Annotated in this window: 10 protein-coding genes; 6 read left to right on the top strand and 4 right to left on the bottom strand. The window is 61.9% G+C overall.

From position 1 onward, the window contains the following. The gene (locus FJ222_02905; GenBank protein ID MBM4163377.1) at positions 1-2,694 is read left to right on the top strand and encodes a valine--tRNA ligase; all 2,694 of its coding nucleotides are present in this window, start codon (positions 1-3) and stop codon (positions 2,692-2,694) included. Between the two features lie 111 nt (positions 2,695-2,805). On the opposite strand, the gene FJ222_02900 is transcribed toward FJ222_02905, so the two are convergent. The 4 genes from FJ222_02900 to FJ222_02885 all read right to left on the bottom strand — a co-directional run bounded on the left by FJ222_02900 (position 2,806) and on the right by FJ222_02885 (position 6,929). Continuing rightward, entirely contained in the window at positions 2,806-3,027 is a 222-nt protein-coding gene (locus FJ222_02900; GenBank protein ID MBM4163376.1) for a ChpI protein, read from the bottom strand. A 510-nt stretch (positions 3,028-3,537) separates the two neighbouring features. Next, positions 3,538-4,821, bottom strand: coding sequence for a histidine--tRNA ligase (hisS, locus tag FJ222_02895; GenBank protein MBM4163375.1), 1,284 nt, complete (start codon positions 4,819-4,821; stop codon positions 3,538-3,540). A gap of 11 nt (positions 4,822-4,832) precedes the next feature. After that, positions 4,833-5,123, bottom strand: coding sequence for an HU family DNA-binding protein (locus tag FJ222_02890; protein ID MBM4163374.1), 291 nt, complete (start codon positions 5,121-5,123; stop codon positions 4,833-4,835). Positions 5,124-5,195: 72 nt separating this feature from the next. Next, entirely contained in the window at positions 5,196-6,929 is a 1,734-nt protein-coding gene (locus tag FJ222_02885; protein MBM4163373.1) for a proline--tRNA ligase, read from the bottom strand. 224 nt (positions 6,930-7,153) lie between these two features. Here FJ222_02885 and gatC point away from each other — a divergent pair, with 224 nt between their 5' ends. The 5 genes from gatC to FJ222_02860 are packed head-to-tail and all read left to right on the top strand — an operon-like array spanning position 7,154 to position 13,185. Further along, the gene (gene gatC / locus FJ222_02880; protein MBM4163372.1) at positions 7,154-7,444 is read left to right on the top strand and encodes an Asp-tRNA(Asn)/Glu-tRNA(Gln) amidotransferase subunit GatC; all 291 of its coding nucleotides are present in this window, start codon (positions 7,154-7,156) and stop codon (positions 7,442-7,444) included. Between the two features lie 26 nt (positions 7,445-7,470). Further along, positions 7,471-8,916: an Asp-tRNA(Asn)/Glu-tRNA(Gln) amidotransferase subunit GatA gene (gene gatA / locus FJ222_02875; protein MBM4163371.1), complete on the top strand. Its 1,446-nt coding sequence runs from the start codon at positions 7,471-7,473 to the stop codon at positions 8,914-8,916. Then, positions 8,913-10,355, top strand: coding sequence for an Asp-tRNA(Asn)/Glu-tRNA(Gln) amidotransferase subunit GatB (gene gatB, locus FJ222_02870; protein ID MBM4163370.1), 1,443 nt, complete (start codon positions 8,913-8,915; stop codon positions 10,353-10,355). Before gatA ends, gatB begins: the two co-directional genes overlap by 4 nt. 41 nt (positions 10,356-10,396) lie before the next feature. Continuing rightward, positions 10,397-12,094: a type II/IV secretion system protein gene (locus FJ222_02865; protein MBM4163369.1), complete on the top strand. Its 1,698-nt coding sequence runs from the start codon at positions 10,397-10,399 to the stop codon at positions 12,092-12,094. After that, positions 12,094-13,185 carry a type IV pilus twitching motility protein PilT gene (locus FJ222_02860; protein ID MBM4163368.1) on the top strand — a complete coding sequence of 364 codons (1,092 nt, stop codon included), beginning with the start codon at positions 12,094-12,096 and terminating at the stop codon, positions 13,183-13,185. Before FJ222_02865 ends, FJ222_02860 begins: the two co-directional genes overlap by 1 nt.

The following is a 13,185-nucleotide window of genomic DNA, read 5'->3' as shown; positions in this document are numbered from 1 at the left end:
ATGGATAAGCATTACGACCCCCAAGCCGTGGAAGCCAAGTGGTATCCTCTGTGGGAATCGGGCGGCTGTTTCCACGCCGATGCCTCGCAGCCGGGCGATCCCTACGTGATCGTCATACCGCCGCCCAATGTGACCGGAATTCTCCACATGGGGCATGCCCTGAACTGCACCATCCAAGACATCCTCGTCCGCTGGCGGCGGATGCAGGGACGGAACGTGGTGTGGGTGCCCGGCACCGACCACGCCGGTATTGCCACCCAGAACGTGGTCGAGAAAGCGCTGCGCAAGGAGGGAACGTCGCGGCATGACCTCGGACGCGAACCCTTCATCGAACGGGTCTGGGCGTGGCGCGAGGAGTACGGCGGCACGATTGTCCGGCAACTCCGCAAACTGGGGGCCTCGTGCGACTGGTCGCGCGAGCGTTTCACCCTCGACGCCGGCCTCTCCGAAGCCGTCCTCGAGGTCTTCTGCCGCCTCTATGACGAAGGGCTCATCTACCGCGGCAACTATATCGTCAACTGGTGCCCCCGCTGCCATACGGCCTTGGCCGATGAAGAGAGCGAGCATGTCGATACTCAGGGAAGTTTCTGGCACATCCGTTACCCGGTGGCCGACTCGGATGAGCATGTTACCGTCGCAACGACCCGCCCCGAGACCCTCTTGGGGGACACGGCATTGGCGGTGAATCCAAACGATCCGCGTTATGCTCACCTGATCGGCAAGACCGTGATCCTGCCGCTGCTCAACCGGCCGATTCCGGTCGTCGCGGATGACTACGTCGATGCCGCCTTTGGCACCGGCGTGGTGAAAATTACCCCGGCGCATGACCCCAACGATTTTCTCGTGGCGCAGCGTCACGCCCTGCCGGCGATCAACGTGATGAACGGCGACGCCACCATGAATGAGGCGGCTGGCCCGTATCAGGGGCTTGACCGTTTCGTGTGCCGTAAACAGGTGGTGGCCGATCTCGAAGCGCGGGGCCTGCTGGTCAAGACTGAGCCGCACCCGCACGCCGTCGGCCATTGCTACCGCTGCGACACCGTGGTCGAGCCGCGCCTCTCCAAACAGTGGTTTGTGCGGATGAAGCCGCTCGCAGAGCCGGCGCTGGCGGCGCTCCAGGATGGTCGCGTCCGCTTCATTCCCAACCGCTGGGACAAGACCTACAGTGAGTGGATGGAAAACATCCGCGACTGGTGCATTTCGCGCCAGATCTGGTGGGGCCACCGCATCCCGGTCTACACCTGCGGCACGTGCGGCCACGAATGGGCCGCCAAGTCCTCGCCGCTGAAATGCCCGAAATGCCACGCACCCGAGAGCGCGATCACACAGGATGAAGATGTGCTCGACACGTGGTTCTCCTCCTGGCTCTGGCCCTTCAGCACCTTCGGCTGGCCTCACGCGAGCGCCGATCTGAAGTTCTATTACCCGACGCACGACCTCGCGACCGCCAGCGAGATCATCTTCTTCTGGGTGGCGCGCATGGTCATGGCCGGGCTCAAGTTTATGGGCGAGGTCCCCTTCCGACAGGTCTACATCCATGGGACGGTGCGTGACGACCAGGGCCGCAAGATGTCCAAATCGCTCGGCAATTCGCTCGATCCCCTGGAGGTCATCGGGGCCACCAGCGCCGACGCCCTCCGCTTCTCGCTGATGATGATAACGGCGACCGGACAGGACGTCTACGTGAATATGGAGAAGTTTGAAATCGGGCGCAACTTCGGCACCAAGATCTGGAATGCGGCTCGGTTCATGAAGCTGCACATGGAAAAGGCGTCGCTCGACTGGCGCGCGCTGGCGCAGGCCGAGGATCCCGGCGTCGACCCGGAGTGGATCACCGACGACGACCGCCATCTGCTGGCCGTCTGCGACGCGACCCTCACCCTGATCGAGACCCATCTGGAGGCGTTCCGCTTCCAGGACGGCGCGCGTCTGATTTACGAATTCCTCTGGACCGGCCTGTGCGATTGGTATCTGGAGTCGGTCAAAAACGACCTCTACGGCGAGAACGCCGCCCGTCGCGAGACCGTCCTGCGGGTGCTCACGCACGTGTTTTCCAAGTCCCTGCGGATGCTCCACCCGTACATGCCATTCCTCACCGAGGAGCTGTGGCACCAGATGGGGTATGCAACGGCTGGCGAATTCATCATGCGCGCGGCATTCCCACGGCCGCTGCCGCCTGCGACGGTGGCCGCCTACGGCCTGTCCGACGGCGTGACCGCCTACGTCGAGGCTCGTCGCGAACTCATCACTGCCGGACGAGCCCTGCGCGCGGACTACGGCATCTCACCCGCCAAACCGGTGCGTTTCATCGTGCAGGCGGCGGACGCCACAACTGCGGCACGGTTGACGCGCGACCGCGACATTCTGTTGGCGCTACTCCGCGCCGAGACGGTGGAGATTTCGTCCGCAACCGATGCGCTGCCCATGCCCGGCTCGCTGGCCAAGCTCGGCACGATCTTTCTGCCGCTCGACGGGCTGGTTGATATCCCGGCCGAGATCAAACGGCTGTCGGGAGAATTGCAGAAGACACGCGGCTTCCTCGCGGGCGTGCAAGCCAAACTCGGCAATGCTGGATTCGTCAGCAACGCCCCCGCTGCGGTGATCGAGCAACAACGCGCTAAACTGGTTGAACTCCCCGAGACGATGGCCCGGCTGGAGCGCCTCATTGCAACACTGAAGCAGGCAACGTCGTAGTCCGTTGTTCTCCTCATCCTCAAATGGCCAGAACAAGCCGGAGGCCATCGTCCACTTCAGCCATGGTCGCCGGGTCGAGCGCCCGTACCTTCTCGGTCAGGAGTCGCTTGTCTACCGTGAAGCAAACTGCAACTTGCAGAGCACGGGATCGAGGCGTGAGTTCTCGCTCACGTACACGTGGTCCAACCGTTCGGTCACACCTTCTCGCCGGTGATGCGCCAGAAACTCCTCCACGGCGCGAGTGACGAGGGCGCTTCGACTCAGCTTCTGCTCGCGCGCAAAGTGATCCGCGGTTCTGAAGACATCATCAGGCATCGTGATCCATGATCTCATCGTTTTCTCCGGCGAACGCTAACGTTCCGAAGTCGCTTCTGGAACGTTCTGTTGGGACTGTTTCCATTCTTGATATTGTCGGCAGTAATGCGCTTTCTCAATCCACATGACTGGTGCAAAAAGGATCCGAGTTGGCACCGCGAAGATCCCAAGGTCTCCATCTACGAAAACGTCTCTTGCGGTCACGGGACGAGGGGTTGGCTCCCCCACGGTCAGGCGGCATGGTTGAATTGCGTTGATCCCCCCATAGTATCTAAGAAGTCCGTAAATGCATAAGTACGCCAGGACTGCTACCGTGCAAGCGTATGGAAACCAGCGTTTCATAACCCGTTCTTGTCCCAACGTTTATTCTGGTATGGTTGGGACTGTCTGGATGACGCAATTGCCCGTCCTGGCGGTGCATAGAGGCGCTTGCAGAACCGACGCAGGAGGTTTTACAAGCGCCTCCGGTAATAATGGAATCTCGCTTGTGCGATGAGAATCGCATCATCCTGCCTCATATAAACGAGCTCAGGACGGCGCGGCCGGGTCCAGCGCGATGTCGGATTCGTCGCGCGTCTCGAGATTCTTGAGTTTGGCCATGCCGCGGCCCAGATCGTCGGGGCCGATGAAGACGGCGTGGGCGGCCGATCCGCTGCCAGCGCGAGAGAAGAATGCTTTGGGCTTTTGGGGCGCGAGCGCCAGATCCACACGGGTCCCTGCGGCGCGGAGGCGGATGGCGAGGCGGGTCGCGGCCTCGCGCTGCTCCGGGAACATGTAGCCGACGGCGACGCCCGAGCGCGCGGCCGCGGCGGTCTCGCCGCAACACGCCTTCAGCACCTCCACCACGACCACATCGCCGAAGCCGAGTCCGACGGCGGGCGTCGGGGTTCCGCCGATGGTCGTGAGCAGGGAGTCGTAGCGGCCGCCGCCGAAGATCGCTCGGAATTGGCCGGCGGTGTCAAACGCCTCAAAGACGATTCCCGTATAGTAGGCGAGGCCGCGGATGACGCCGATATCGAACACCAGCCGATCCGTAATGCCGTAGAAGGCGGCCAAGCGCATCAGCTCGCGCAGGTCGGCCAGAGCGGCCGAATGCGCGCCAACGATGGCCTCGGCCTGGTCGAGCGACCGGATGGCCAGAAGATCGAATGCTTTGGCCACAGTGTCCGGGGCGAGCCCAGCGGCCAACAACGATTGGGCAATTTCGTCATCCGCTATCTTGCCGCGCTTGTCCAGTGCCAGAAAAACGGCCGCGTGCTGGTGGGCTGGAATTCCGAGTGTGGCGAGCAACTCGGCGAGCAGCGCGCGGTTGCTGATGCGGATCTGATAGGCGCTGTCGGGCAGCCCCATGCACCGGAGCGCGGCTGCGGCTGCGGCCAGAATTTCGGCCTCGGCCGACACCGAGGTCTCGCCGACAACATCGAGGTTCCACTGGTAATGCTCGCGTTTGCGGCCGCGGGTCATCCGCTCATAGCGAAAGCATTGCGCGATCGTAAACCACTTGATGGGAAACTGGAGCTGGCCCTGACGAGCGGCGATCATGCGCGCCAGCGTGGGCGTCATCTCAGGCCGGAGCGCCAGCTTGCGGCCCGACTTGTCCTCAAACGCATAGATCTGTTCAGAGACCTCCTCGCCGGACTTGCGTTCGAGCAGCTCAAGCGATTCCACGACGCACGCATCATAGGGCGCAAAGCCGACCTGAGTGGCGGCCGCGCGCCACGCTTCAAACACGTGGTTGCGCCACACCATGTCATCAGGGTAGAAATCACGCATGCCGCGGGGCGGCTCGAAAGAGATGGATTGAGCGGGCATTGGGCGTGCCTTTAGCGGGTGATCTGCTTCATGCGCCTGCCGGGCTTGAACTTCACCACCTGGCGTTCGGGAATGCTGAAGACATCCTTCGGTTTCCGGGGGTTGCGTCCGATCCGGGCTTTGCGCGTGGTGACTTCGAAGACGCCGAAGTCGCGAAACTCCACGTGCTTGCCGTCCAGGAGGGCGTCGGTGATGCCATCAAGGGTCATTTGGACGACGTCATACACCAATTGCTGGGGCAGATCCAAATCCTTGGCGATCTGAACGACCAGCGCACGCTTGGTCAGCGCGTTGCTATCGATTTCCGGTTCCATTTTCAGGCCTGGCTTTTTCTGGTTATTCATAGGTTCTCTTTCGTGTGGAGTGAGGGGTAATCAGTTTGCAGGTACCGGATTGAGGGCGACACGGGCCTCGGCGACCGCCTGCCCGATCCGGGCGGCGGCGGTTTCAATCGGGATCAGCTCGGAGTCTGCGCCCGAGCGGCGCTTGAGTTCGACGCAACCCTTAGCGAGCGATTTGGCCCCAACAACGACCCGGAACGGGAAACCCACGAGATCGGCGTCCTTGAATTTGACACCCGGCCGGTCATCGCGATCATCCACCAGCACATCGATGCCGCTGGCTTCGAGCTGTCGTTCGAGATCCGACACGGCCTTGCGGACTGTCTCGTCCTTCGGGTCCAGCGACAGCAGCGCGACGGCGTAGGGCGAGACGGATGCGGGCCAGACTATGCCGTTCGCATCGTGGCACTGTTCGATAATGGCCTGGAGGGTGCGGGTGACGCCGATTCCGTAGCAGCCCATAATCATGATCTCGGCCTTGCCCGCTTCGCTGAGGTAGCGCGTGTCAAACGCCTCGGTATATTTCGTTCCCAGTTTGAAGACGTGACCGACCTCGATGCCGCGCGTGAGACGCAGCGGCCTGCCGCAGCGCGGGCAGCTATCGTCCTCACAGGCATTGACCAGATCGCAAAATGCCGTGATGTGGGCATCGCGGCCGATGCAGACGTGGCGAAGATGGGTGTCGGCGGCATTGGCGCCGGTGAGGGTGTCGCAGGCATTCTCGAGGGACTGGTCGGCATAGACCGGGATGGCTAGGCCGACGGGACCCGCGTAACCGACCGGCGCGCCCGTCACGCGTACGACCGTCGCATCGTCGGCGTGTTCGAGCGTTTTGGCGCCGAGAATGCGCAGCAGCTTATGTTCATTGACCTCGCGGTCACCCGGCACGAGCGCGGCGACCGGCTTGCCGTCGGCGGTGAAGATCACGGTCTTGACGATGCGGGCCGCAGGCGCCTTCAGCAGCGCCGCAACCGCCTCGATGGTGCGGGTGTTGGGCGTGGCGACCGGTTCAGGCGCGGGGCAACCGGCGCAGGGCGCGGGGACCGTGACGGCCCGTTCGGCCTTTTCCACATTCGCGGCGTACGAACAGGCGGTGCATTCGATGACGGCATCCTCGCCCGAATCGGCCATCACCATGAACTCGTGCGACCACTTGCCGCCGATCGCGCCGGTGTCGGCCTCCACGGGTTTGACGCGCAGGCCGCAGCGGGTGAAGAGGCGGGCATAAGCATCGTACATCGCCTGGTACGAGACGTCGGCCGCCTCCGGCGAGGTGTCGAACGAATAGGCGTCTTTCATGATGAACTCCTTGGCGCGCATGAGGCCGAAGCGCGGGCGGATTTCATCGCGAAACTTGGTCTGGATCTGGTAGACCGTGCAGGGAAGCTGGCGGTAGGAATTGATTTCACGGGTGATCAGGTCGGTCACGACCTCCTCGTGGGTTGGGCCGAGCGCCAAGAGACGATCCTGACGATCCTTCAGCTTGAACATGCCCGGCCCCATCGTGGTCAGTCGCCCGGTCTTTTCCCACAGCTCGGCGGGTTGGAGTGCCGGCATCAGGATTTCCAGGGCGCCCGCGCGGTCCATCTCCTCGCGAATGATCGCTTCGACTTTTTTCAAGGCACGCAGACCGAGGGGCATGAAGATGTACAGGCCACCGGAGAGCTTCCGAATCAGGCCGGCTCGCAGCATCAGCCGATGGCTGTCGATTTCGGCGTCCTGCGGATCTTCACGCAGTGTGGGAATGAGGGTGCGGCTCCAACGCATAATACATCCTGTCAGTCCGGCGAATGATAATCAGGGATGCCACACTTGCAGACCATTCGCCCAAGTCACAGAGATGGCATTGAGATTGTATTTGACACGAAATCAGCGAGTTACGCAAGCCGAAAAATGAATTTGTTTTTGATTGAGTGTTAATCTGTTAAACGGTATGATGAAAAACAATTTTCAGTTGATACCCTGTTTCAACGACAACGGAGGGGGTGGCTGTGGCGGCGGAAGAAATTGATGTTGCGTATGTCGCGCAACTGGCGACGATCCGGTTGACCGATGAAGAGTCGCGGTTGTTTCAGCGCCAGATCCCGGTCATTTTGGCGTATATGGAGAAGCTGCGCCGCCTCGATGTGAGCGGGATTGAGCCGACGTCGCACGGACATCCGGTCTATAACGTCCTGCGCGATGACGTGCCGACACCGGGACTGGATGCTGAACGGGCGCTGGCCAATGCGCCGGCGCGGATGCGCAATACATTCAAGGTTCCGCGAATTGTGGAAAGCTGATGGCTGCTGACAGGAGTTGCAAGCGGATGGATATCGGATCACTGACTGTGCGTGCGGCGATTGACGGGTTGCGAAAGCGGCAATTCTCGTCGGTCGAGTTGACGCGCGCCGTATTGGATGCCATCATGGCCCGGGACGGGGTGATCGGCGCCTATCTCTGGGTGGACGAGGCTGATGCGTTGAAGCAGGCCGCAGCCGCAGATGCCGCGCGGGCAGGCGGATCGGACGGATTGCTGCTGGGCGTCCCCCTGGCCATCAAAGACATTCTCAACGTGGAGGGCCAGCCCTGCACCTGCGCCTCCAAGATCCTGGCGGGCTACCGGGCGCCGTATGACGCCACGGTGATCGCCCGGCTGCGGGAGGCGGGGGCCGTGTTCGCCGGGCGCACCAATCTCGACGAATTTGCCATGGGGTCGACCACCGAGAATTCGGCGATCCAGTTGACGCGCAATCCGGCGGCCCCGGATCGTGTTCCGGGTGGATCGAGCGGCGGATCGGCTGCGGCCGTGGCCGGAGGCATGGCCCTTGCGGCGCTGGGGACCGACACCGGCGGTTCGATCCGGCAGCCCGCCTCCAACTGCGGCTGCGTGGGGCTGAAGCCCTCGTATGGCCGGGTCTCGCGCTACGGTCTGGTGGCGTTTGCCTCGTCGCTCGACCAGATCGGCCCCATGACCCGGACGGTGGAGGACGCCTCGCTGCTATTGGGTGTGATGGGCGGCCGCGACCCGCGCGACGCCACCACGCTGGATCGTGCGGTTCCGGACTACGCCGCCGCGCTTGGCGGCGATTTAACGGGACTGCGTCTCGGGCTGCCCAAGGAATATTTCGTGACCGGCCTCGATCCCGAAGTGGCCCGCCTGGTTCAGGATGCGGTGGAGGCGTGCCGACGGTGCGGCGCGGAGATCGTCGAGGTGAGCCTGCCGCACACCGAATACGCCGTGGCGACCTATTACATTCTGGCCTCGGCCGAGGCCTCGACCAATCTGGCTCGGTTCGATGGGGTGCGCTACGGCCGCCGGAGCGCGGTTCCCGCCGACACGCCCCTCGATATGTACCTCAACACCCGCGCCGAGGGGTTCGGTCGGGAGGTCAAACGGCGCATCATCCTCGGGACGTACGTGCTTAGCAGCGGCTATTATGACGCCTACTACACCCACGCCCAGCGTGTACGCACGCTCATCCGGCGTGATTTCGATGAGGCCTTCAAGCGGTGCGATGCGCTGCTGACGCCGGTCTCGCCAGATCCCGCCTATCTCATCGGCGCGACGGCGGAGGATCCCCTCAAGGCCTACCTGATCGACATCTTCACGGTCACGGCCAATCTGGCCGGCATTTGCGGCATTGCGGTGCCCTGCGGGACGACGCGCGCGGGCCTTCCCGTGGGGCTGCAGGTGCTCGCCCCCGCTTTTGAGGAAGGGACGCTTCTGCGGATTGGTCATGCCTATGAGCAGGCGCGGGAGGCGCGGCCATGAAACAGACCTACCGTGTTTCCATCGGGCTGGAGGTGCATATCCAGCTCAAGACGCAGACCAAGCTGTTCTGCGGCTGTGCGACCTCTTTTGGCGCGCCCCCCAACTCCTGCGTCTGCCCGGTGTGTCTCGGGTATCCGGGAGCGATGCCGGTCATGAACCGGGAGGCTGTCCGACTGACGCTGGTCAGCGGTCTGATGCTGGGGTGTTCGATCAACACGACCAGCACGTTTGACCGCAAGAGTTATTTCTACCCGGACATGCCCAAGAACTACCAGATCACCCAATATGACAAGCCCTTGTGTCTGGACGGAACAATTGACATCCCTTTGACGGACGGCGGTCGGAAGCCGATCCGGTTGATCCGTATCCATTTGGAGGAAGATGTCGCGAAAAGCATGCACGAGGCCGGCTGGAGCGGCGTCGATTTCAATCGCGCCGGCACACCGCTCATGGAGATCGTAACCCATCCCGACCTTTCGTCGGCGGATGAAGCGGCCGCATTCCTCACCGCCCTGCGGCAAATTCTGCTGTACGTCGGGGTCAGCGCGTGCAACCTGGAGGAAGGTAACATGCGGTGCGACGTGAATGTGAGCCTGCGTCCGCCGGGGCAGGACACGTTGGGGACCAAGGTTGAGCTCAAGAACATGAACACCATTTCCGGCACGCATGACGCCCTGCAATATGAGATTGAGCGGCAGTCGGCTGTTTTGGACGCAGGCGGGCGGATTGTCCAGGAGACGCGGCGATGGGACGTGGACAATGGCGTGACCATCCACATGCGTTCGAAGGAGGATGCCCATGACTACCGCTATTTTGCGGAGCCCGACCTGCTGCCCATCGTGACGCCTCCCGACCAGATCGATGCCTGGCGCCGGTCGCTGCCGGAACTGCCCGCAGTGCGCCGCGAGCGACTGGCCCGGCAATATGACATTCCCGACTACGACGCCGCGGTTCTTGCGGCCGACCGGGCGTTGGCCGACTTCTTCGAGGCCGTCGCACAGCGTTGCGGAACTGGCAAGACCGCATCCAACTGGATTATGACCGATGTGTTGCGGCTCGTGACCGCGCACGAAACACCCGTCACGGCATGCGCATTGACTCCGGACGCACTGGGTGAATTAATCGGGCTCGTGGAGGCGCAAACAATCAACGCGCTCACGGCAAAGGAGTTGCTGGAAGAGGTTTTTCTGTCCGGCGGCAGTCCGGCTGAACAGGTTCGCTCGCGCGGTCTGGCCCAAGTCTCCGATTCGGGCGCGTTGGACGGGTGGATTGACGCGGTGATGCAGGCCCACCCAAAGTCTGTGGCGGACTGGAAGGCGGGCAAGCAGGCCGCCGCCGGGTTTCTCATCGGACAGGTGATGAAAGCGAGCCAGGGCAAAGCTGACCCCAAAAGGGTCGGGCGGTTGCTCGGGGAGCGTCTGGCACAACAGAACGGGTGACGCAAACGGCTCCCCATGCGGAGCTTCGCGGGAGGATCAGCGTGACATCGAACGATGATTATGTGCTGCAACTACTGCAGGAACAGCGTCTCGTGACCCAGGAACAGGTGGATGCTGCGGCGGTTTCCCTGCGTCAAGAGGGCGAAACGACCGTTGACGTCCTCCTGAACATGGGACTGATTACCGAAGAGGCCACCCTCAATCTGATCGCCTCGCAATTCGGCATGGAGCGGGTCCATCTGGATCCCGCGACGCTCAACGTGACGATCCGAGACATCATGCCGATCGAAACAGCCCGAAAATACAGCGTCGTGCCGCTGCACAAGACGGGCGAGACACTGACGCTGGCCGTCAGCGATCCGATGAATTACGACACGATCGACACGCTCGGGTATCTTCTCAAATGCCCGATCGAGAGTGTCGTGGCCTCGCGCGCAGACATTCGCGCCGCCTTGGACGTCCTGTATCCCCAAGAGAACGACATGCAGTCCCTGCTCGTTAAGATGTCGTCTGAAGATATGGATATTGCGCATATCCTCGAAGGCTCGGATGGCAGCGTCAGTGACGCCGACGCGCCCGTTATCAAGCTCGTCAACATGATCATCGTGGACGCCTGCAACCGGCTGGCGTCGGATATCCACCTCGAACCGATGGAGAAGCATTTCCGCGTCCGGTTTCGCGTCGATGGCGCGTTGCTCGAGATCAAGAGCCCGCCCAAAAAGCTGCAAGGGGCGATTATTCAGCGCATCAAGATCATGGCCGGGATGAAAATCTCAGAGAAGCGCATTCCGCAAGACGGGCGCATCGACCTTCCCTTCCGCGGCCGCAGTCTCGATCTGCGCGTCTCCTGCATACCGACCAATCATGGCGAAAGCATCGTGATGCGTATTCTGGACAAGCAGAGCCTGGTGCTGGGTTTGCCGGAACTGGGATTTTTGCTCGACGATCAACTGCAGTTTGAGAGCTTGATCAAGCGCCCCCATGGGGTGCTTCTTGTGACGGGCCCCACCGGTTCGGGAAAGACAACCACGCTCTATGCCTGCCTCGGGCAAATCAACCAGCCCAATCGCAAGATCATCACCGTCGAGAATCCGATCGAATACTTGATGACGGGGGTCAATCAGGTTCAGGTTCTGGAGGACATCGGGTTAACGTTTTCAGCCGCCTTGCGATCCATTCTGCGCCAAGCGCCAAACGTCGTGATGATCGGCGAAATTCGCGATAAGGAGACGGCGGACATCGCCATGGAGGCGGCATTGACGGGCCATCTGGTGTTCAGCACCCTGCACACCAACGACGCCCCCAGCGCCGTGACGCGCCTGCTCGATCTGGGCGTCAAACCTTACATGGTGGCATCGGCGCTCCAAGCGGCCATGGCGCAACGGTTGATCCGGTGTGTGTGCAAACTGTGCGGCGAATCCCATACCATGACCGACAAAGAACGCAAGATGCTGGGCCCGCTGGCCAAGGGGCTGGCCAATGCCGAGCTGCGGCACGGTCATGGGTGCCCGGCCTGTTCCCTGAGCGGCTACAAAGGACGCAAGGGCATCTTCGAGATCTTTGTGGTAGATGATGTGATTCAGCGGATGATTTTCGACCATCAGTCCACGCTCACCCTCCGGCAACGCGCCCGCGAAATGGGCATGCGGACGTTGCGGGAAGACGGACTGTTGAAAGTGGCAACGGGAATGACCACCATCGAAGAGGTCCTCAAGGCCACACTAGGGGATGCGGATTAATGAATACCTTCACCTTGGACGTCGACGCGCTGATGCAGTTGACGATTGACGAAAACGGTTCGGATCTTCACCTGCGTGTCGGCGCGCCGCCCGTTCTGCGCATACACGGGGCGCTGATGCCGCTCGATCTTCCGGTGCTAACGCCGGACGATACGAAGAACTTCATGGCGCACATTGCCACGGAGGCCCAGCAGCGCAGCGTTTACGAGGATTGCGGCGTCGACTTCGGTCTGAGTTTTGGCGACCAGGGGCGGTTTCGCGTAAGCATCTTTCTGACCAAGGGGACGATCGGCGTCGTGATGCGATTGTTGCCGACGACGCTGCTGACCCTCGAACAGATCGGCTTTCCCGAGCAAGTGCGCGAGTTGCTGTACAAGCCCCGCGGCCTGATTCTGGTCACGGGCCCCACCGGATCGGGCAAGACCACGACGCTCGCAAGCATGCTGAACATCATCAACGATACGCGCGACTGCCACATCATCACCGTGGAAGACCCGATCGAGTATTTTCATCGGCACAAAAAATCGCTGGTGACACAACGCGAAATCGGGGTGGACGTCCCCAATTTCGCCGAGGCGCTGCGCCGGGCGCTGCGCCAGGACCCGGATGTCATCCTGGTCGGTGAAATGCGTGACCTCGAAACGATGCGGGCTGCGATCACGGCGGCAGAGACGGGGCATCTGGTCTTTGCCACGCTGCACACGACGGGCGCTTCGGCCACTGTTGATCGTATTGTCGACGCATTCCCGACCAACGAGCAGGAAGAGGTGCGGACACAGCTGGCCGTCTCCATCGTCGCCGTCATCTCCCAACTGCTGCTCCCGCGCGCGGACAAGCCGGGCCGCGTCGCCGCTTTTGAGGTGATGATCTCGACGCCGTCCATCCGTTCACGGATTCGCGACAACAAAACGTTCCAGATCGCCTCCGACATTCAAACCGGAACGAAGTACGGCATGAACACGCTCGATGCCCATCTGCTCGAACTCTATCTCGCCGGCAAAATCCACTATGACGACTTGGTGACCAAATCGCAGGACCCCGACACGCTGGTCGCAAAGTTGAAGAAGGACTTGGAAACACGGGAGCGATGA

This window comes from Lentisphaerota bacterium (assembly GCA_016873675.1).
GTDB lineage: Bacteria > Verrucomicrobiota > Kiritimatiellia > RFP12 > JAAYNR01 > VGWG01.
This window is presented reverse-complemented; position numbering and strand designations above follow the sequence as displayed.